Origin of the sequence: Pedobacter sp. P26 (assembly GCF_050632135.1) — a bacterium.
In the GTDB taxonomy this organism is placed as follows: Bacteria; Bacteroidota; Bacteroidia; order Sphingobacteriales; family Sphingobacteriaceae; genus Pedobacter.
This window is the reverse complement of the sequence record NZ_CP192574.1, coordinates 949,414-970,307: the sequence shown is the minus strand read 5'-3', so window position 1 is coordinate 970,307 and position 20,894 is coordinate 949,414. Positions and strand designations below refer to the sequence as shown.

General features: G+C 37.9%; 15 protein-coding genes and 2 pseudogenes. 11 read left to right on the top strand and 6 right to left on the bottom strand.

The genetic code is table 11. The features are described from left to right. Positions 1 to 111: 111 nt before the first annotated feature. Entirely contained in the window at positions 112 to 603 is a 492-nt protein-coding gene (gene ribH, locus ACQ86H_RS04605; protein ID WP_431294004.1) for a 6,7-dimethyl-8-ribityllumazine synthase, read from the top strand. A 261-nt stretch (positions 604 to 864) separates the two neighbouring features. Further along, positions 865 to 1,197, top strand: coding sequence for a bacillithiol system redox-active protein YtxJ (gene ytxJ / locus ACQ86H_RS04600; RefSeq protein WP_138818449.1), 333 nt, complete (start codon positions 865 to 867; stop codon positions 1,195 to 1,197). A gap of 665 nt (positions 1,198 to 1,862) precedes the next feature. Here ytxJ and ACQ86H_RS04595 read toward each other — a convergent pair. After that, entirely contained in the window at positions 1,863 to 3,380 is a 1,518-nt protein-coding gene (locus tag ACQ86H_RS04595) for a malate:quinone oxidoreductase (protein ID WP_431294003.1), read from the bottom strand. Between the two features lie 385 nt (positions 3,381 to 3,765). On the opposite strand from ACQ86H_RS04595, the gene ACQ86H_RS04590 reads away from it, so the two are divergent. Further along, entirely contained in the window at positions 3,766 to 5,067 is a 1,302-nt protein-coding gene (locus ACQ86H_RS04590) for a hypothetical protein (RefSeq protein WP_431294002.1), read from the top strand. Positions 5,068 to 5,163: 96 nt separating this feature from the next. On the opposite strand, the gene ACQ86H_RS04585 is transcribed toward ACQ86H_RS04590, so the two are convergent. Continuing rightward, a complete protein-coding gene (locus tag ACQ86H_RS04585; RefSeq protein ID WP_431294001.1) occupies positions 5,164 to 5,517 on the bottom strand; it encodes a VOC family protein in 354 nt (117 codons plus the stop codon). Positions 5,518 to 5,588: 71 nt separating this feature from the next. After that, a pseudogene (gene msrA / locus ACQ86H_RS04580) lies at positions 5,589 to 6,097 on the bottom strand (peptide-methionine (S)-S-oxide reductase MsrA). 364 nt (positions 6,098 to 6,461) lie between these two features. On the opposite strand from msrA, the gene ACQ86H_RS04575 reads away from it, so the two are divergent. The 4 genes from ACQ86H_RS04575 (at position 6,462) to ACQ86H_RS04560 (ending at position 10,464) form a co-directional block, all read left to right on the top strand. After that, the gene (locus ACQ86H_RS04575; protein ID WP_431294000.1) at positions 6,462 to 7,424 is read left to right on the top strand and encodes an isopenicillin N synthase family dioxygenase; all 963 of its coding nucleotides are present in this window, start codon (positions 6,462 to 6,464) and stop codon (positions 7,422 to 7,424) included. 94 nt (positions 7,425 to 7,518) lie between these two features. Beyond that, positions 7,519 to 8,361, top strand: a complete 843-nt coding sequence (locus ACQ86H_RS04570; protein ID WP_431293999.1) for a DUF6929 family protein — start codon at positions 7,519 to 7,521, stop codon at positions 8,359 to 8,361. Positions 8,362 to 8,505: 144 nt separating this feature from the next. Continuing rightward, positions 8,506 to 9,327, top strand: coding sequence for a Crp/Fnr family transcriptional regulator (locus ACQ86H_RS04565; RefSeq protein ID WP_431293998.1), 822 nt, complete (start codon positions 8,506 to 8,508; stop codon positions 9,325 to 9,327). 531 nt (positions 9,328 to 9,858) lie between these two features. Further along, on the top strand, positions 9,859 to 10,464 hold the full coding sequence (locus ACQ86H_RS04560) for a tetratricopeptide repeat protein (protein ID WP_431293997.1): 606 nt from the start codon (positions 9,859 to 9,861) through the stop codon (positions 10,462 to 10,464). A gap of 64 nt (positions 10,465 to 10,528) precedes the next feature. On the opposite strand, the gene ACQ86H_RS04555 is transcribed toward ACQ86H_RS04560, so the two are convergent. From ACQ86H_RS04555 to ACQ86H_RS04545, 3 genes are all read right to left on the bottom strand, one after another. Continuing rightward, positions 10,529 to 11,050, bottom strand: a complete 522-nt coding sequence (locus ACQ86H_RS04555; RefSeq protein WP_138818459.1) for a hypothetical protein — start codon at positions 11,048 to 11,050, stop codon at positions 10,529 to 10,531. A 75-nt stretch (positions 11,051 to 11,125) separates the two neighbouring features. After that, on the bottom strand, positions 11,126 to 12,943 hold the full coding sequence (locus ACQ86H_RS04550) for a serine hydrolase domain-containing protein (RefSeq protein WP_431293996.1): 1,818 nt from the start codon (positions 12,941 to 12,943) through the stop codon (positions 11,126 to 11,128). Beyond that, positions 12,930 to 14,564 (bottom strand): amidohydrolase, encoded by a 1,635-nt coding sequence (locus ACQ86H_RS04545; RefSeq protein WP_431293995.1) that lies wholly within the window; start codon positions 14,562 to 14,564, stop codon positions 12,930 to 12,932. The genes ACQ86H_RS04550 and ACQ86H_RS04545 overlap by 14 nt, the downstream gene beginning before the upstream one ends. Positions 14,565 to 15,243: 679 nt before the next feature. Between ACQ86H_RS04545 and mutL the strand changes: the two are divergent. The 4 genes and pseudogenes from mutL to ACQ86H_RS04525 all read left to right on the top strand — a co-directional run bounded on the left by mutL (position 15,244) and on the right by ACQ86H_RS04525 (position 19,834). Then, a pseudogene (mutL, locus tag ACQ86H_RS04540) lies at positions 15,244 to 17,078 on the top strand (DNA mismatch repair endonuclease MutL). 65 nt (positions 17,079 to 17,143) lie between these two features. Beyond that, complete coding sequence (locus ACQ86H_RS04535) at positions 17,144 to 17,875, top strand: rhomboid family intramembrane serine protease (protein WP_431293994.1); 732 nt, start codon at positions 17,144 to 17,146, stop codon at positions 17,873 to 17,875. Then, positions 17,868 to 18,722: a rhomboid family intramembrane serine protease gene (locus ACQ86H_RS04530; RefSeq protein WP_431293993.1), complete on the top strand. Its 855-nt coding sequence runs from the start codon at positions 17,868 to 17,870 to the stop codon at positions 18,720 to 18,722. Before ACQ86H_RS04535 ends, ACQ86H_RS04530 begins: the two co-directional genes overlap by 8 nt. A 29-nt stretch (positions 18,723 to 18,751) precedes the next feature. Continuing rightward, positions 18,752 to 19,834, top strand: coding sequence for an endonuclease/exonuclease/phosphatase family protein (locus ACQ86H_RS04525; RefSeq protein WP_246862645.1), 1,083 nt, complete (start codon positions 18,752 to 18,754; stop codon positions 19,832 to 19,834). Positions 19,835 to 20,894: the final 1,060 nt, after the last annotated feature.

Here is a 20,894-nt window from a genome sequence, read left to right as displayed (position 1 = left end):
CGGTAGATATTTATCTGATTCTTATACGAATCTAAGTATTAATGAACTAAATGTTACAAGCAGCAAACATTAAGGTTTTTAACATTCACGGCATAACATTATCTTTGCCCCATGTCAACACAATTAAAAAATCTTTCTGATTTCTCTCACACCACTGTTCCCAGTGGTGCAAACTATAAATTCGGAATTATTGTAGCCGAGTGGAATGCTGAAATTACCGGTGCTTTATACGATGGTGCATTAAAAACCTTATTAGCAAATGGCGTTGCCGAAGAAAATATTGTTTCTTTACCTGTACCAGGAAGTTTTGAATTAACCGGTGGTGCAGAAATTTTATTGAGCAAAAGAAGCGATATAGATGCCGTAATCTGTTTAGGTTGCGTAATCCAGGGTGATACCAAACATTTCGATTTTATTTGCGATGCAGTGGCGCAGGGCGTAACCAATGTTGGCATTAAATACAGTAAACCGGTTATTTTTGGGGTGTTAACCACTAATAATTTAGAGCAGGCCCAAGACCGTGCAGGTGGCAAGCATGGCAATAAAGGCGATGAAGCTGCAATTACCGCCATTAAAATGGCCGATTTTTCTGCACAGATTTAAACTTGCGTTTTAATAATTATTTGTAACTTAGAGGTTTAAATTTATCAGATCGATGAAAAAAGTAGCCATCTTATTATTGGCGGTGTTCTGCACCATTAGCATTTTAGAATCTTGTTCTTCTAAACTTTGTCCTGCCTATGGATCATATCCAGAAGGTAGACGCAGAAGAAATTAAGCTTCGTATCTACAATCTTCATATTCAGGTCATCTGCAGAACTTTATTCAACTGCAATTGTTGTCCTGTAAATAATTTATCATATCATGACTTGGGTTAACTTAACTTCAATAGAACAGCTTGATGAAATCAAAAACGCAAGCGGTTTTAGCCTTATTTTTAAGCACAGCACACGATGCTCCATTAGTTTAATGGCTAAAAAGAATTTCGAATTTGATTGGGATGTAATTCCGGCAGATACAAAACTTTACTTTTTAGATCTGATCAGTTACCGCGACATTTCGAACAAAATTGCCGAGATATTTCAGGTAGCTCATCAATCGCCGCAGATTTTATTAATTAAAAACGGCGATTGCGTATTGGAAGCCTCACATAGCGATATTTCTGCTGATGAAGTTGCTGAAGTAATCGCAGCTTAACGATAAAAAGATTTAAGACAAAGGGTATTCAAGCATTGGATACCCTTTTTTGTGGTTGGTGTTTTTTAGAAAAGCAATGTCCGGTGTGTTATCGGTTGCGGTAGTCCTGCTGTATACTATACCTTTTTGGCTACCCTTCGACTTCGCTCAGGGTGACAGCCAAAAAGCTGCCGTTCCCATCAGGTTTATTACCGTAAGGCCTGTGTAAGGAAAACATCAAAGGTTCCTATGGAACGAAAAACGCATATTGGTTTATATTACCGATGAGGCTGTATCATAAATTGTATTCAATCGAATTTGTCACGTTGAGCTTAGCCTGTGCTGAGCTTAACGAAGCCCTGTAAAACATTTAAAATAGGTCCTTCGACAAGCTCAGGATGACAATTCTATATTTATTAGACTGTCTCATTAAGTTGAGGTTTTTACCACAAATGTACACGGATAACACAGATTTTATATCTGTGCGCATCCTTTTTATCTGTGGTTAAATTATTTCATTCTGCCAATGGCTTAACTTAGTGACATTGCTCAATTGGGCTATCCAATGCCGATGCATAATAATTCTATGCGCCGTCCCAGAGGGACGTACACTGGGTAGACAATAGGGTAACAAAAAAAGGTCCCGATTTACATCACGACCTTCTAAAATTTATAATTGTTATCGCTTAAGCTACCACAGCATTTTCAATTTTTAACACTTTTGAGGTTTTATCTCTGGTTGCTTTGCACAATTCAGGATCCTGAGCAAGTGATTTTCCATAAGTAGGAATCATCTCTTTGATTTTTGCCTGCCATTCATCAGTAGCCAAATCATCAGCAAAACAACGGTTTAACAAGTCGAGCATAATAGAAACTGCTGTTGAAGCTCCGGGAGATGCACCCAGCAAAGCTGCAATAGAACCATCAGCAGCACTTACCACCTCGGTACCAAACTCCAAAATACCGCCTTGTTTTTCGTCTTTTTTAATTACCTGAACACGCTGTCCGGCATATTCCAGTTCCCAATCTTTAAGTTCGGCAGTTGGTAAATATTCTTTCAATGCTTCCAATCTGTCTTCTGGCGATTGCCTCACCTGCTCGATTAAATATTTCGTTAAATCGAGGTTGTGCAATCCGGCAGAAATCATCGGACGGATATTATTGAATTTAATCGATTTCGGTAAATCCAGAAACGAACCATTTTTAAGGAATTTGGTAGAAAAACCAGCATAAGGACCAAACAACAAAGCCTGTTTCCCATTGATCATCCTGGTATCTAAATGCGGTACCGACATTGGTGGCGCACCAACCGCAGCTTTTCCGTAAACTTTTGCATGGTGTTTTTTAATGATTTCCTCATTGGTACATTTCAGCCATTGCCCACTTACCGGGAAACCACCAAAACCTTTTCCTTCAGGAATATCTGATTTTTCTAACAATGGCAAAGAACCACCACCTGCGCCAATAAATACAAATTTAGCTACACGTTTACGTTTATCTCCGCTTTCCAAATCTTTAACCTTTACAATCCAGTTGCCATCTTTATTCTTTTTCAGGTCGCGGATTTCGTGGTTAAAATACATGCTCACATTGCTTTGCTCCTTTAAGTTGTTGAACATGTCGCGGGTTAAGGTACCGAAGTTAACATCGGTTCCAAGATCCATTTTGGTTGCGGCAACTTTTTCGTTTTTCTTGCGGCCATCCATAATCAATGGTGCCCAGTTTTTTACCTGTTCAGCATCCTCGGTATATTGCATGTCGCTAAACAGATCGCATTGAGTTAATGCGTCATAACGTTTTTTAAGGTATTCTACATTCTTTTTACCCCAAACAAAACTCATGTGAGGAATATTGCGGATAAAATTGCAGGGATCAGAAACCAATCCTTTATTGACCAGGTAAGACCAAAATTGCTTAGACACTTCAAAATGTTCAGCAATCTGAACCGCCTTTTTAATTTCAACCGTACCATCTTTTTTTTCAGGTGTATAGTTTAATTCGCAAAAAGCAGAGTGTCCCGTTCCGGCATTATTCCAGGCGTCAGAACTTTCTGCCGCCGCAATATCTAAACGTTCGTAAATTTCTATGCTTAAATTGGGCTCTAATTGTTTTAACAAAACACCCAGGGTTGCACTCATGATGCCAGCCCCTATTAAAATTACATCAGCGTCAGTTTTACCAACTGTCTTTTTCTTTTTTGTCATCTTAGCTTAAAGGAGTTACAAATTTAGAATGATTTTAAACATACCACGAATTTTAAAACATTAAATCTGAAAAAATTGCCAAAAAATTAGAAATACTTTCTATTTTTTTGACTACTTCTAATCAAATTTTAATCCAAAACTCAGTTAGAATACGAACAAGCAAAAAAAGATATTAGCCCCCTATTAAAAGCGGATTATTAATTTGCTAATTGCACTCCTCATTTCCCTAAAGTATTTGCCATTTTATTCATAAATGACCAAAATAAATTAAATTTCGAAAACAAGCCCAGCCATTTAACTGATGAAATGAAGAAGAAGCAACAATTCTTGTTTTTTTCTCTCCTAAAATATTAGTTTTATAAATCTATTTGCTTAAAACATACTCATGAAGAATTTAGTTTTATTTTGTACGATTTTATTTTTAGCTGCCTGTTCTGGCGAAAAAACTGATCAGCTTTTACTCGAACTTGATAAAAAGAAACTGGCCGAAAACATCAATTACGATAAAATCACATTTTATAAATTTGCTAAAATAGCTGTCCGTTCAACTGCTGTTCAGGATACTACCCAGCCCGAGTATCAAAAATTCAGCAAACAGGCACAAAGTGTTGTCAGAACCTTAAATAAGGTGAACGGACGCGGAAATGAAAATATTTCTGTGATTGACGCCTTAAGGGTGTATAAAGAATATCGATCGGTTAAACAATTTGTAAAAGAAACTGATGAAGATGTTTTTCCACTGCTTACCGCTGGTTTTATCGCGATGAAAACGGGTGCAAAAGCACTACAACCATTTTTCAAGGATGCCAACAAGGCCTATTATCAAAATATAGAACATGCCATTTTAAGCATGGCTGTACTGGCCACCAGAGATCTGGGGCAACCTTTTGCGTTATATGAATGTGCTAAAACTCAACCTGAACTGCTGGATGATTGCGAAATTAAAACACTTTTAGAATTTGTGCGTGGTTTTTTATTTTTTAGCAACAACCTGTTTTATCTATCTGAAGATGGCCTTTCGAGAAACATAAAATGGCTGGATAAAAACGAGAAAATCCCACTCCCCTACACCAAATCATTTTTTGGCTGGGGCCGTTTAAACGATGAGCAAACCCATGTTGCATTTCATAGCATGAATTATCTTTTTAGAGGCTTTGACCGGATGAGAATGGAGCGAAAAATTGACGAGGAAAGATCACTTCAAGATTTTGAGGCTTTTTTAAACGACATGAATAAACTGGGCATTCAAAATGAACTGGTTTGGGGAATAACCGCTTACCTGAACTTAAAAAAAGAAAGACCGGAACAGTCGCTTCCAGCGTTAGAAAACTTAAGTAAAAGCCCATTATTTTCTAATAGTGAACGCGAAACACTACAACAAACTATGGTATATGTAAAAGGCCGCAAATCAGATCAGGCTTTAACAAATGTGTATGATAAAGCATTTATTGGTAAAATTGCTACCAAATACATGGTTGCGATACTCTCGAAAATAGACTGGGAAAAACTGATGAAACAGCAGGGTGTTCCATATACCGAAGAAGTATTTGCCGGCATAGGCAAGTTTAAAGCACTTTCCAATTCGGTGAGTGAATACACCCAACCCTCAACAATTGAAAAGGGCAAGAAAGAAATTGGCAAAAAAGGCAACGAATTGCTCGAAAAAGCTAAAGGTTTATGGAATTAATTTTTTTAACTACAGATAAAAAGGATGCACACAGATAAATAGTAATAGCGTTAATGTGTGTAACCCTAACCGAGCTGATGGTTCTAAAGCCTAAAATTAATCTATATGGCTTAAAATATTGATCAATTTGCCAAAGGGATCCCTGGTATAAAAACGCCTGACACCCCAAGGTTCATTGGCAGGACCGTACTCAATAGGAAATCCAGCAGTTTTTACATTTTCCAATACCTCATCAACATGGTCAACCTCAATGGATAAATCTGGCATCGGCGTGCCCGATCCACCTTCGGAAGCAAAACTGATCTGCACATCCATCTTTTGTCCAGTAGCACCATAAGTGGCAATCCACCCATGATCCATCATTAAATCTAAGCCTAAGATATCTTTATAAAAACGCGCTGCATCGGCAATTTTTGGGGCATCAATATTAAGTACAATCCTTTTTACCATAACCGGATAATTAAAATGTTAAACAAGAAAAGCCCTGCAACGTTTAGTGCAGGGCTTAACAAAATAAATATTTAATTTTTAAGTTTCGCTTTAAATATCTTTTCCAGCTTATCAATTTTTGGCTGGATGACTAACCTGCAATAAGGTTCGCTTCCATTTTTATTGAAATAGTTCTGGTGATAATTTTCAGCCACATAAAAGGGTTTGGCAGCTTCAATAGCGGTGACCACTTTTTTGCCATAAGCGTTAGTCTTGTTTAATTCTGCTTTATATTTTTCAGCCAGCAATTTTTGTTCAGGCGTGTGGTAAAAACCACCGAGCGGTATTGTGTGCCACTATCAGCTCCCTGACGGTTTAATGTAGTCGGATCGTGACTTTTCCAAAACACCTCCAGTAAATCATCATAAGAAATCACCATTGGGTTATAGGTAATTTCTAAAACCTCTGCATGTCCGGTGGCACCGGTACATACTTCTTCGTAAGTTGGATTGGCCAAAGTACCACCTTCGTAACCTGATTTAACCGAAACTACCCCTTTTAAACGTTGAAATATGGCTTCTGTACACCAAAAACAACCCATTCCGAAAGTTGCTTTCTCTGTCTTTTTCCCTTGTGCATTGGCCTGGTTCAGCGCCAATACAGCCAGTAAGATTAAAATTATTTTTCTCATGTATGTGTGTGTTTTTATTTGTTAGTCGAAAATAATCCACAGACCTTACAGTTAAATTGAATTATTCACATCTAATTATACGCAAAAAAAGAGGCTGTAGTTTGCATTAAATCAATAATGGGTTTTGTATGACAATAAGAAAATTTGTTGATTTCGTTGTTTATGTTAATAACTTAAAATACTGACTAACAAATTATTAAACAGCTATCTCAATAGCCAAACGCACTTATTAACAATTCTTTTTTAAATTCGTATAACATTAAAATTTAAAATTATGTCTACACCGTATATTCCTTGCTTAGATTTAGGTTCCTACGTCAACGGTTCTGAAGAAGAGCGCAAAAAGTTTTCTCATGAACTGGGCAGGGCCTTTAACGATTCGGGGTTTGTCACCATCACTAACCATGGTTTAAGCCAGGAATTAATTGATAAGCTTTATGAAAATATTAAAGCTGCTTTTTCTTTACCAGTTGAGACCAAAAGAAAATATGAAAAGCCAGAATTAGCTGGTCAACGCGGTTATACCAGTGCGGGTAAAGAAACAGCAAAAGGTGCTAAAACCCCGGATTTGAAAGAGTTCTGGCAAATTGGTCAGGAAGTTACTGACGGAGATCCGGTTAAAAACGAATATCCTGACAACGAAATTTTAGAGGAACTGCCTGAATTTAACAAAGTAACGGGCGACATTTATAAAAAACTGGAAGAGAACGGAACGCATTTATTACGTGCCATTGCGACTTATTTAGAATTGCCGATCAATTATTTTGATAAACATGTTCACAACGGAAATTCTATTTTAAGGGGTATCCACTATTTCCCGATCGAAAATCCGGAAACCATTCCTGATGACGCAGTACGTGCTGGTGCGCACGAAGATATTAACCTGATTACCTTATTAATTGGTGCCAGTGCCGATGGACTGGAAGTATTAACCCGCAGCAATGAGTGGTTGCCAATTAAAGCACACCACACAGATATCGTAGTAAATGTTGGAGATATGCTACAGCGTTTAACCAACAATAAATTAAAATCGACAACACACAGAGTGGTTAACCCGCCGCGTGAGTTGATGAAAACTTCTCGTTTCTCTGTTCCATTCTTTCTACACCCGCGCAGTGATATGGATTTAACCAGTTTACCATCAACTATCGATGCGGAACACCCTAAAGCTTATAGCGATATGACGGCGGGTGAATATCTGGATGAAAGATTAAGGGAAATTGGATTGAAGAAATAGTTCGGAGTCGTGAGTCTTCAGTCATGAGTCCTAGAGAATCGTAATTAAATAAAAGCATCGGCTAAAACCGGTGCTTTTTTGTTATTTTCAAAACATGCATTCAACAACTTTAGAAGTTTTCGCCGAACTTGATGGGATTGGTTCTGCCTCAGGCTTGTTCCTTCATGAAGATTTACTGTATATCATTGGCGATAATAGTGGCTATTTGAATGAATATAACATCAAAACCAGGAAGCTACGGAAAATTAAGATCTTATTTGACAGATCACTTAATCAGTTAGAAAATATACCTAAATCCTTAAAACCCGATTTCGAAATCCTTTGTCATAAAGACAATAAGCTTTACATTTTAGGTTCAGGCTCAACACCCAAAAGAAATCTGATGATCGAATTCGATCTGAAAACACAAAATTTTGTTCAAAAAGACCTGACCAATACCTACGCCAGAATTAAAGCTGTTACTAAAGTAGATGATCAGAACTTTAACCTCGAAGGAGCAATTTTTACGGGAACTGAGTGGTTGCTTTTTAACCGTGGTAACGGAACCGATACAAAGAATGGCATATTCAAAACCCATGGAGCAGATTTAGCTAAAATTCAACAAGCTCATTTTAACTATTTTAAGCTTCCAAATATTAACCACGTTGAATCGTCCTTTACCGATGCTGCATTGGTAAAAAATGAGATATTTTTTATTGCTACCGCAGAAGATAGCCAATCGACTTATGCCGATGGCGAAATTATGGGAAGTTTTATTGGCAGTATTAACCTGCAGACTTTGAAGCTAACTTTCAGCAATAAAATCTCTGGCAAACATAAATTTGAAGGCATTACTTTATTCAGTCAAACCGAACATAATACAACTTTTTTATTATGTGAAGATCGCGATACCGAAGAACTTAAAACGGTTATTTATAAATTGGCAATCAATTTTTAGATAGAAGAGTTGTGAACTTTCTAGCAAGCAGGTCAGTAAAGTTGACAACTCTAAATTCTTTATTTGCAAACCGATGTTAACCTATTAATCCTATATTCGAATTGATCCCTATTGAATGATGGCGTCCCGCCAATATATTAATTTATGCTAAAAGAGATTTATCCAGAAAGTTACCAAGGTTTATTTGCCGTTTTTAATGCCATTCATCCACTTAGTGAGGAATTAAAATCAGCTATTATGAGCAATAGTCATATTGCTCAAGTCAAAAGAAAAACCACGTTATTAAGCGCTGGTGAAAATAGTAATACCATATATTTCATTGTAGCAGGTGGAGCCAGGGTATATTATCTTGATAAAGATGGCAAACAAACCAATACCTGGTTTTTATTCGAAAATGAACTATTAATTTCTGTTTATGGTTTCTTCACGGGACAGCCCAGCTTCGAATACATTGAAACCTTAGAAGACACAACCTTAATAGTAGTAAAAAGAGAAAAACTCGATGAAATTTATCTCCAGTTTATGGAATTTAACTTTATTGGCCGGAAACTTACGGAGTATTATTATATCCGTAATGAAATACAGGCCAACGAACTGCGGATGTTAAGCGCCAAAGAGCGTTATGAAACGTTGTTGAAACGAAGCCCTCAGCTTTTTCAACGCGTTTCTTTAGGTCATATTGAAGAAGAATTTCAATTGGTTCAAACAAAAGCCTTAGCACAAAAAAATTCTAGCTATGATATAAACAATTATAATTGTACTAATTATGCATTAGATGTATTTAACATTATTAGAGATGCCAACCACCAAATTGAAATTAACGATTGGGTAGGGTCATCTGGTTTCAATTATGGAAAAACACCAAACGGACTATATAACAAGCTATTAACGATGAAAGAAAACGGTTATACAAACATATCTAAAGGAGAAAAAAAGTCTCCCGCAAAGAAAGGAGGATGTAATTAATATGAAAATCATTCAACACCCAAGAGTTCTTACTCTTTTCATTGTTCTATCTTTTCTAACAATTTTTTTTAGTGGGGAAAAAAATTCAATGTTCATGTTCATGTATATAACATTTCTTCCATTGTTGGTCATTGATGGTTCGGGAAATATATTTTCTTTAACCTTAAGCAAAGAAATCATTTACATCATTGATATAATATATGTTGCGGGAATTTTTTTTCAATATTTTTTTTATTATTATCTTATTTCAGAAAAATACAAAACAACAATATACTTCACTTAATATGTATTGCGGTTCTTTCCATACCTGTTTGGCAAGCGCTTTCCAATCCAATTGAAAGCACATTTTCTATCGCTACGATTATAATGTTTTTACTTATATCTATAACGAGTGCAGCTTTAACAATTTGGCAAATTTTATTTAAAGCTAGTGAAGAGAAGGAAAAGGATGGCGCTATATAATTAGCAAATAGTTTTTAACCTAAACCAACTTCAAACTAAATTATTATTTTCAGAAAAATTAAAACACCTATGATCAAACACCTATTAACACTCTTATTTCCACTAACGGTTGCACAAACCTGTTTTTCTCAAAGCAAAAGCATTAAAGATTTATATTGGGATTACGCTCAAATTAGAATGACCGACTCAGAAAGACAAAAAGTTATTCAAATAGCGGAAGAGCTCATTAAAAGATCGCCTGAGCTCACCAAAACCCAACTGGGCAATACTAGCTATCATTTAGGAAGGCTTTATGAAGAAACCGGAGAAATAGAAAAGGCAATCCCAAAGTATCAGGAAGCCATTAAAATTACACCAGCTTATTATGTTCCTTACAGGGCCTTAGGGTTTATTTTCGTTAAAAAATGTAATGCCATTGGCGCAAAGATGAACGAAGCGGGAAAAGCGAAAGATTTAAAAGCGCATGTCGAACTTTATGCCCAATATAAAGTCATCGCACTTAAAGCACTACCTTATTTAGAAAAATCACAGGCTTGTGATCCTGATGATGAAACCAGAACAGTCATTACTAATTTATACCGGAGCTTAAAGGATAATGCAGCTATTGCTTCGCTTGATGAAAGGCTAAAGAAAAACGCTGCTGATTGCGTGAGTATACTTGATGACGAATATTAAATATCCCAATGGAGAGTTGTCAACTTTCCAGCCAGGTGGCTATTAAAGTTGACAACTCTAAATTTTAATTCTTCAACAAACTCCTTACACTAACCTTTGGCGTTTCTCCAGCAGGCACAATAAAAATTGCATCGTTTTCGATTACCTGTCCTTCATCAAAGTAATATCCGGCTGTAACCGGAAGAATCGCCGTGATTGATTTTCCATCTTTGTCTTTTGTAGGATAGGTGACATTAATTAAATGGCTTTTCATGCTCACCTGAACCTTTTTTGAGGTTAACCTCGCGCCTGTGGCATTGATACAATCTAACTCTATAATTTTTGAATTGGAAATCCCAGTAAGATCCAATGAATTGGCCAAACGGATGTTAAAAGATTTGCCAGTATTGTTTTTGATCGAAACTAAAACTTTATAGCGGTCAAAATCCTGGTCTTTTATGGTCAACTTTTCTTTATTGGTAACAGAATAGGTTACGGCAATTCCGTTTACATCTACGGTTTCTCCATCTTTAATCTGCTGTGCATTTGCGATTGAAATCACTGCCAAAAAAGGCAGTAAAAAAGTTAATGTTTTAATTAATTTCATAGTATTAAGCTGTTTTTAGGTTTGTATTCTGAAATTACGAATAAAAATAAACTTGATCAATGATTACAGCTGATTCTATTTCTTTGATTCGTCAATTGCTTTGTTTACCACATCTTGTATCCTACCCCTGATTTTCAGGTTAGAAAGTTTATCGGTAACGGTAGGGTTAACACGGTTCGACAGAAACACATAAACCAAACCACGTGATGGATCTACCCAAACACATGTTCCGGTATAACCGGTATGTCCATAAGTTTGTGGTGAAGCTAAATTAGAGGGATAATGTTTGGTGCTGTCCGGATCCCAGCGATCGAAACCCAAACCCCTGCGACTTACATTCGATTGCTTAGACGTAAACATATCAACCGTCGAATTTTTGAAATACTCCACCCCGCCATAGGTGCCACGGTTCAATAGCATCTGGTAAATAATGGCCAGATCGTTGGCACTGGCAAATAAACCTGCATGGCCAGATACACCACCAGCCAAAGCTGCCCCCTGATCGTGAACATAGCCAACTAAAAGCGTTTTCCTGAAATAGGTATCCATTTCCGTTGGAATAATCTGCTCTGGTTTAAAACGGTTACGCGGTAAGAAACCTGCAGTTTGCATGCCCAATGGTTTATAAAAATTTTCGTAAGTATATTGATTTAGCGGTTCTTCGCTGATGTGCTCTACAATATCTTTCATTACATACATACTGATATCGCTGTACACATATTTGCCACGTGTTTTAATGGGCGAATTAAGCATCTTAGGCCACATAAAATCTTTAAAAAAGCCTTTTTTGATATAATAGTTATCAGCCACCTTTGTTGGGAAAGCTGCAGATGAATCTCTGCTGTAATCACCTGTTTTAACATAATCATGAAAAGGAATGTATGGGATAAAACCAGCCTGGTGCAACATTACTTCCCGAACCTGGATATTGTTCATGGGTGTGGTACGCGCTTTCGGGATATAAGCGCCAATATTAGTGTCTAGCTTTAGTTTTCCTTCTTCAAACAAACGCATTACAGCAGGTGTGGTTGCCGTTACTTTGGTTACTGAAGCAAGATCAAAAATATCGGTTACTTTATCAGGCACAGTGGTATCGTAAGTATGGGTACCATAAGCTTTATTAAAGATTACTTTACCATCTTTCGCTACTAAAACCACTAGTCCTGGTGTAGCTTTCTGCGCTATCGCTTCAGCAGCAATGGCATCGATTTCTTTTAAGTTGTTCGAATTTAAGCCTGCATCTTCGGGTACAGTGTACTTTAAGCGCGTAGCTGTTGTAGTAAAACCAGAACCCGAAGTATAACGAGATGAATAAGCAGTAGTTAACTTATTTGAAGCCGCAATGCCTCCAAAAATATATTGCGGCACAATGGCGGCAGCATCAATATTGTTCTGACCAGTCCATACAATTGGCGATTTTAACAGATCGAATGATTTTAAACCAGGTCCGTTACCAAAAAAAGAAATAATTACCTCTTTATTTTTACTGATACTGTTAATAAAGTTAATGTATCTGGCTTTACTTACATTTTGATCATCAATAGAAATTAAGATGGTGTTGAAATATTTAAGGTCATCTTCTAAATCGTTCAAATTCAAACTATCTTTATAAGAATCGGCAGAAAATGAGGTAATTTTATCATATTTATTGGCCAAACTATCGAAAACGGCACTGTAAGCAAAACTAAGGCTGACCGAAGCAATATTCTTCTTCTCTAATGATTTTAAAGGAATAATTCCATCCTGGTTGTTTAACAACACCGTTGCGTTAGAAATCGCATTGGCAACAGCCAGTTTTTTCTCATTTGCTGTATGATCCTGTGCACAAGCCATTAAGCATAAAACATTGCAGCAAAATGCTACAGCCAGGATACACAATCTATTTCGCTTCATATACTTTCTCTCCGTTCAAATAGGTTTTTAAGACTTTGGTTTTTAATATGTTCTGTGGTGTTGATTTTAAAATATCGTGATCGAGGATAACAAAATCAGCTAATTTACCTTTCTCCAAACTTCCTTTTTCTTCTTCCTCGAAATTGGCTTTGGCGGCCCATATCGTCATCCCGCGTAAGGCTTCTTCGGGTGTTAAGGCATTTTCAATCTGAAAGCCCCCTTTTGGAAAACCTTTTGCATCTGCTCTCACTGTTGCTGCATAAAACGTTAATAATGGATTAATGTTTTCTACCGGGAAATCGGTACCCAAAGGAATCCAACCATTTTGTTTTAACAATTGTTTGTAGGCGTAAGCACTTTTTAACCTTTCGGCACCTAAACGCTGCCCGGCCCAATACATATCGGAAGTAGCATGTGTAGGTTGAACGGAAGGGATAATACTGGCTTTCCCGAACAGGTCAAAATCTTTAGTGTTAACTACCTGTGCATGTTCAATACGCCAGCGCTGATCGTTTTTACCTTTTAAAATTTTATTGTAAATATTCAGGATTACGTGGTTGGCCGAATCGCCAATGGCATGGGTACACATCTGAAAGTGGTTGACAGCAATTTTTCTGGCTACTTCTTCAAAATGTTTCTGATCACTTAATAGAAAACCTGTTTTATTCGGCATGTCGCTGTATGGATGCAGCAGGCAAGCACCACGCGAACCTAAAGCACCATCGGCATAAACCTTAAAAGCCCGAACATTTAACCGATCGGTTTTAATTGGCCCGCGGTTAAAAAGATATTTATAATTATCAGGCTCATCCGAAAGCATTACATAGAGCCTCATTTTAAGTTTGTTTGATTGCTGCAGTTTTTCGATAAATTCTACAGCCAGGTAACTCAAGCCGCAATCATCAATGGTGGTTAAACCAGCAGCGAAACAGTTTTTCTCTGCATCGACAAATATCTTTTCAGCCAGTTTAGCATCTGGTGATGGGATTTTACGTTCTACCAGGCCTACAGCATTATCGATTAACACACCAGTGAGCTTTCCATTTTCGGTAAGCATATCGCCACCTGCCAATTTCTGTTCACTTTTAATTCCGGCATTATCCAACGCTTTTTGATTAGCAATGGCTGCATGCCCATCAATCCGGTTTAAAAATACCGGGCGATCCGGAAAAAGAGCTGTTAACTTTTCATTTGTTGGGAAAGCTTTATTATCCCAATCGTTTTGGTCCCAGCCATTACCGATCAGCCAGCCATCGGGATGTGTTTTAGCAAAAGCAGTTAAACGGCTGAGCACTTCATCCCAGGATTTGGTTTCTCTTAAATCAGCTGTTTGCAAACTTTGTCCATAGCCATAAAAATGTGCATGTGCATCTATAAAACCTGGGTATACAGCTTTTCTATTGGCATTAACCTCTTCATTGGCAGTATATTTACCTTTTATCTCATCACTTTTACCCAGCGCGATGATTTTTCCATTTTTTACTGCGAAAGCTTCGACTGTATCAAACTTACTGTTAACGGTATATACTTTGGCGTTGTAAACAATTACATCAACTGCTTCTTTTTTGGTGCAGGAAGTGAACAATAAAGCCAGAAAAAGGCTGTATAGGATGGATTTCATACCGATAAAGATAGAAAATTGAAAGCATTTGGATTTGTAAATTCGGTTTTACAGTAAGGATTTGTGCTCTTGGTTTTAGCATTGCCGCTAAGACCAGCGACAATTAGTTTTTTTGCCACAGATGCACACAGATAAACACCGATTTTTATCATACGCCATAGTCTGTGTCCCAACAGGCACTTTCCTTTCTCTTAGCTTTGCCGCCAATATGGCTAGCAGCAATTATTTTTTGCCACGGAGGCACAGAAGCATGAAAAATATAGATTGATTGATCAAAACAGCAGTAATCCAACAGAAATTTCTTCACCAGGTTCAGAACGACAGACCTATGTAAAATAAACCTGATGGGAACGGCATCCCGATTTTTTCTATCGGGATACAGTGTACAGCAGGACTACCGGAAACGATTGGTGCAGAACCCTGCTTTTCAAAAAAAACAAAACCGAGGCAGGAATAACAAATTGATCATTACAAAGATTCTTCACTACGTTCAAAATAACAGGTAACAATTAATTCTTGCGCCAGATCCTTCGACTCCGCTCAGGATGACAAGTGTATAATAAACCGATAGGAGCAATCAATCCTATTTAACTACAGTCATTTACATGTTGAGTTTTAAACAAATCGGGTTCTTTAAGCTTATTTTGCATAATTTAGCGAATTCACTTTGCCTTAATACATGACTGATATTATTCACTTATTGCCTGATGCTGTTGCCAATCAGATTGCTGCCGGAGAAGTTGTACAACGACCTGCTTCTGCGGTAAAAGAATTGCTCGAAAATTCGATAGATGCCGGCGCAGATAAAATTCAACTGGTAGTAAAAGATGCCGGTAAGGCACTGATTCAGATTATTGATAATGGCTGTGGAATGAGCGTTACGGATGCAAGAATGTGTTTTGAGCGTCATGCTACATCGAAGGTAAAAAAAGCAGAGGATTTATTCGCCATCCGCACCATGGGTTTCCGTGGCGAGGCGATGGCTTCAATTGCGGCCATTGCGCAGGTAGAAATGAAAACCCGCAGGTATGAAGATGAAATCGGCACCTGCATTTCTATCGAAGGTGCACAGGTAACCAATCAGGAACCTGTAGCTACCTCTCCCGGAACGCAGATTTCGATTAAAAACCTATTTTTCAACACGCCCGCCAGAAGGAACTTCCTTAAAAGTAATCCGGTAGAAATGCGTCATATTCTGGATGAATTTCAGCGTGTAGCATTGGCACATCCAGCTGTTTTTTTACTCTGCACCAAGATGGAGTTGAAATTTTCAACCTTCCAAAAGGCAACTTAAAACAGCGGATTGTCCACCTTTTTGGTAACAACTATAACGAACGTTTGGTTCCAGTTGAAGAAGAAACGACTATTATAAACTTAAAAGGCTATATCGGAAAACCTGCTTTTGCAAAGAAAACCAGGGGTGAGCAGTTCTTTTTTGTGAATAACCGTTTCATTAAAGATCCTTATTTAAACCACGCAGTAAGCTCTGCTTTCGAAGAGTTATTGCCTGATGATAGTTATCCGCTATATGTGTTGTTTATTGAGATCGATCCGTCGAAAATCGACGTAAACGTGCATCCTACTAAAACAGAGATTAAATATCTCGACGAAAAGTCGATCTATGCGATCATGAAATCGGCGGTAAAACGTTCCATTGGCCGTTATAACATTTCGCCTACTTTAGATTTTGATCAGGAAACAGGTTTCAGCAATATGATTACGCATAAGGCAGTCGAAGATATTATACCGCCAAGCATTAACTTCAATCCTGATTTTAATCCATTTGCGAGTGATAGCAGTTCTACATCGGGTTACGCCTCATCACCAAGAAATTATGACGCAAAACCAAGTGCAAAAAACTGGGGCTCGTTATATGATATAACCGAACAGCCTGTTGTAGAACAGACCTCTATTTACGAGGATGAAACAGTTTTGGAAACGAAGCAAAAGCAGTATATGCAATTGCATAATAGATATATTGTTTCACAGATCAAGTCGGGTTTAATGGTAATCGATCAACAAATGGCTCATGAGCGGATCCTTTACGAACGTTTTCTCGTACATCTTGATGATCGCAAAGGCGCATCGCAGCAGAGTTTATTTCCGCAAACCATTACACTGAATGCCCATGATTTTGAACTGGCCAAAAGTTTATTAGACGATATAAAAAGTTTAGGCTTCGATGTACGGGAATTTGGGAAAAATACGTTGGTAGTAGAAGGTGTTCCGGTTGATTTAGGGAGCAGCAATATTAACGAAACCCAGTTATTTGAACAATTGATTGAAGGTTTTAAGAACTCACAGCAAGAACTAAAACTGAGCAAACGCGATAGCCTGGCCAGAAGTTTAGCTAAAAACAGTGCCATAAAAGCTGGAACAAGTCTTGGTCAGGAAGAAATGAATACTTTGATTGATGAGCTTTTTGCCTGCAAAACCCCTAACTTTAGCGTGAGTGGCAAACCGATTATCCAAACCATTACTCTGGCAGAGCTGGATAAAAAGTTTGAGAAATAGGTTTGGGGTTTGGGGAAAACAATTGAAGATTAAACTTTGCCGCTTAAAAACAAGAAAAAAATTAAATGAATAACATACATATTCCTCCGGTAGTAAAAAACCTACTGATTATTAACATCTTATTTTTCGCGGCTAGTTACCTGCTCACAACGCTCCACCTTGATGACCGGTTAGCAGTATATTATTTCGATTCCCCGAAGTTTGAGATCTGGCAGCCTATCACCTATATGTTTATGCATGGTGGCATTGCGCATATTTTCTTTAACATGTTTGCATTGTACTCTTTTGGAAGTATTCTCGAATCAAGATGGGGAGGCAAAAAGTTTATTATCTTTTATTTTATTACCGGATTAGGTGCCCTGGCATTGCAGTGGGCTGTACAGGCTTACGAAGTACACCAGATTATCGGTAGTGCGACCAACAACGGGAAGATAAATCTTCCCGCACTATTTCAGGGCGAATTTAATACAGCACAACTCTCTATGACACAAGCGGTTACACTTAGAAGCATCTATTTTGGTGGTATGGTTGGTGCCTCAGGTGCGATATTTGGCTTACTGGTTGCCTTTGGCATGCTTTATCCAAATGCCGAATTATTAATCATGTTTATTCCTGTTCCGGTAAAAGCCAAATATATTATACCAATTTATATTTTAGTAGAGTTATCTTTGGGTGTTGCCCAGTTTGAAGGCGATTCTATTGCTCATTATGCGCACCTTGGGGGCGCCTTAATTGGTTTTATACTCGTTAAAATATGGAAAGATAAGAACGATACATTTTACACACTCTATGAATAATACTTTCAAAGATTTAAAATACAAGGTTTTTCAATCTGGCAACCCAATATTCTTTTACATTGGCATTAATGTGCTGTTGTTTCTGATTATCGCTGTTATTGGGGTATTTAGCTGGCTAAGTGGCAAAGGAGATTTGATCAGTCCGTTGGTTAGGGAGTATGTAGGTTTACCTGCAAGCATTTCTAAATTACCAGAACGTTTTTACACCGTATTCACCTACATGTTTATTCATGATGGGATTCTGCACATCCTGTTTAATATGCTCGGCTTATTCTGGTTCGGCAATATATTCATGAATTTCTTAAAAAGCAGGCAATTTCATTTTGTTTACCTTGCCGGTGGTTTATTTGGTGGTTTGTTTGCGGTAGCCATGTTAAATATATTCCCGGTATATGCAGCAGGATTAACCAATGTAACCATAGTAGGTGCCTCTGCGGCAGTAATGTCCATTATTTTTGCTGCGGCGACGCTGGTTCCCAACTATACCATTGTGCTTTTCATTTTTGGGGAGGTTAAAATCAAGTGGATTGCGATTGTATATTTTGTTCTCGATTTTATTGCTATCGGCTCAATAAATGCAGGTGGAAGTTTAGCACATATTGGTGGCGCACTTTTGGGTTTCACCTTTATTAAAAGTTTACAAAACGGAAGAGATTGGAGCAAGCTCTTTGAGCGTAAGCCAAAATTAAAAGTTGTTCGGAATGAAAAACCTGTTAAAAAACCCGAATTCAAAGGTGGCGTTTCTCAACAGGAAATAGATGCCATTTTAGACAAAATATCGACTTCAGGGTACGATAAATTAACAGCAGTAGAAAAAGAAAAACTATTTAAGGCAAGTAAAGATTAATGGCCACGAAAAAGAAGAAATATAGTTTCATGGACAAACTCCTCTTGCCTATTGCCTTTATGTTGGCAGTAGCTTTGCTTTTAGGAGTTCTGGCCGGAAATATGGATCCAAGAAAACATGCCATTATTGCTTTTTTCGGTCTCGCCTACCCCTTTATTCTATTCGCGAATATCATCTTTCTGGTTTGGTGGTTTATAGGCAAAAAATGGATTTTTGCAATCGCAACCATTCTGGTGATCGCACTTGGTGCTAAAACTTTAAAAGCAACCTTTGCCATTGGCGGCGATGAAGGTGGAGCTGAAAAAGCAGACAATAGCATCAGAATGATGACTTATAATGTGCACAGTTTTAAACTATATGGTGAAGACAATACCGAATCGGTAAAAGAAAAAATGCTTCAGGTGGTGAAAGACCAAAATCCCGATATTATCTGTTTCCAGGAATTTTTTACCCGTTACAAAGGCGCATTTGATACTGTTGATAGCTTGAAAGCATTATTGAACACAAAATACTATTACTTCGTACCCATCAATAAAAATGATTATGAGGCCGTTGGCTTGGCCATATTTTCCAAATATCCTATTAAAAATTCTGGCAAAATCCCTTTTGTTGAAGGTTTCTCCAATAACATGAGTATTTATGCCGATTTAAATATTAAGGGCAAAATCCTGAGGGTCTATAACGTACATTTTCAATCTATTTCTTTTGAAAAACAGGATTACGAATACCTGGATAAGGTAAAAGAAATGAATACCGAACTGCAACCATCCAAACGGATTTTAAGAATGCTGAAAAATGCCTTTTTGAAACGGAGCGGTCAGGTAGATATTATGAAAAAGGAAATGGCCACCTGTAAAACACCTTACCTTATTGCAGGCGATTTTAACGATACGCCAGCATCTTATGTGGTTACGCAAATTACCGCCGGTTTAAACAATAGTTTTATTAAAAAGGGTAATGGCTTTGGTAAAACCTATAATGGTAAATTTCCCAATTTTCAGATTGATTATATTGCTACTTCTAAAGAACTCGAGGTGTTAAACTACAAAATTACCCAAGCCAAATTATCTGATCACTTTCCGGTGCGCAGCGATTTGAGGTTTGTTCCCTAAAGCTTAATTACGATCTTATGGTGCGTGAGACACGAACCATGGCAATGGAAAAAATCACGCTTTCGATTGTAGTTTAATGATCTTTCTTTGGAGCGTTGCCTCTTCAAGACACCAAGTTTCTTCCCGTTTTCCGCTTTTACGCTTCGCTTCCTCGTACCTCGTTGCTGCAGGGTAACACTTCAACCGGGGCCAGGTGGGCAAAACAGCATTTCCTTTTGCAGTTGCAGTGCGCACAAGCCCCCTGTTCCTAAACCTGATTGGAGCGAACACGAAGTGCAACGGAGTAAAGCGTAAAGCAGGGCTGAAAACCGCCAAGAACCACAAGCCATTCATTTCCTAATTCTATTTCGGTCGGTGAGACACCAACCGATAGGAAAAAATTGCATTTCATATTTGGAGCGCTTTGCCTCTACAAATAATAAGTTTCTTTCCGTTTTTACGCTTCGCTTCCTCGTACCTCGTTGCTGCCATGGTAACACTTCAACCGGGGCTAGGTGGGAAAAACAGTATTTTATTTTTGCGGTTGCAGGATGCAGAACCCTTGTTCATAAACCCGATTGCCATGTAAAGCCCACAGCGCAGCGAGGACTTGAAATAAAAGCGGGACTGAAAACCGCCAAGAACCACAGGCCAATCATTTCCTAATTTTAATAAAACTCTTTCATAATTCGTCATTCTGAATTTATTCCATTTCGGTCGGTGAGACACCAACCGATAGGAAAAATAAAAAAACATTGTCATATGGAGCGCAATAACTGTACAAAACAGTTAGTTTCTTCCCGTTTTCCACTTTTAAGCTTCACTTTCTCGTGCCTCGTTGCTGCAGGGTAACACTTCAACCGGGGCCAGGTAGGCAAAAAAAGTTTTTCATTTTTGCGGTTGCAGTGCGCACAAGCCCCCTGTTCCTAAACCTGATTGGAGCGAACACGAAGTGCAACGGAGTAAAGCGTAAAGCAGGGCTGAAAACCGCCAAGAACCATAATCCATTCATTTCCTAATTCTATTTCGGTCGGTGAGACACCAACCGATAGGAAAAAAGTGCATTTCATATTTGGAGCGC

Coding starts and splice junctions, on each gene's coding strand:
- ACQ86H_RS04570 (WP_431293999.1), top strand. CDS start 7,519: ATGCATTCAACAACTTTAGAAGTTTTCGCCGAACTTGATGGGATTGGT.
- ACQ86H_RS04590 (WP_431294002.1), top strand. CDS start 3,766: ATGAAGAATTTAGTTTTATTTTGTACGATTTTATTTTTAGCTGCCTGT.
- ACQ86H_RS04555 (WP_138818459.1), bottom strand. CDS start 11,050: ATGAAATTAATTAAAACATTAACTTTTTTACTGCCTTTTTTGGCAGTG.
- ACQ86H_RS04565 (WP_431293998.1), top strand. CDS start 8,506: ATGCTAAAAGAGATTTATCCAGAAAGTTACCAAGGTTTATTTGCCGTT.
- ACQ86H_RS04550 (WP_431293996.1), bottom strand. CDS start 12,943: ATGAAGCGAAATAGATTGTGTATCCTGGCTGTAGCATTTTGCTGCAAT.
- ACQ86H_RS04560 (WP_431293997.1), top strand. CDS start 9,859: ATGATCAAACACCTATTAACACTCTTATTTCCACTAACGGTTGCACAA.
- ACQ86H_RS04535 (WP_431293994.1), top strand. CDS start 17,144: ATGAATAACATACATATTCCTCCGGTAGTAAAAAACCTACTGATTATT.
- ribH (WP_431294004.1), top strand. CDS start 112: ATGTCAACACAATTAAAAAATCTTTCTGATTTCTCTCACACCACTGTT.
- ACQ86H_RS04585 (WP_431294001.1), bottom strand. CDS start 5,517: ATGGTAAAAAGGATTGTACTTAATATTGATGCCCCAAAAATTGCCGAT.
- ACQ86H_RS04525 (WP_246862645.1), top strand. CDS start 18,752: ATGGACAAACTCCTCTTGCCTATTGCCTTTATGTTGGCAGTAGCTTTG.
- ytxJ (WP_138818449.1), top strand. CDS start 865: ATGACTTGGGTTAACTTAACTTCAATAGAACAGCTTGATGAAATCAAA.
- ACQ86H_RS04595 (WP_431294003.1), bottom strand. CDS start 3,380: ATGACAAAAAAGAAAAAGACAGTTGGTAAAACTGACGCTGATGTAATT.
- ACQ86H_RS04575 (WP_431294000.1), top strand. CDS start 6,462: ATGTCTACACCGTATATTCCTTGCTTAGATTTAGGTTCCTACGTCAAC.
- ACQ86H_RS04530 (WP_431293993.1), top strand. CDS start 17,868: ATGAATAATACTTTCAAAGATTTAAAATACAAGGTTTTTCAATCTGGC.
- ACQ86H_RS04545 (WP_431293995.1), bottom strand. CDS start 14,564: ATGAAATCCATCCTATACAGCCTTTTTCTGGCTTTATTGTTCACTTCC.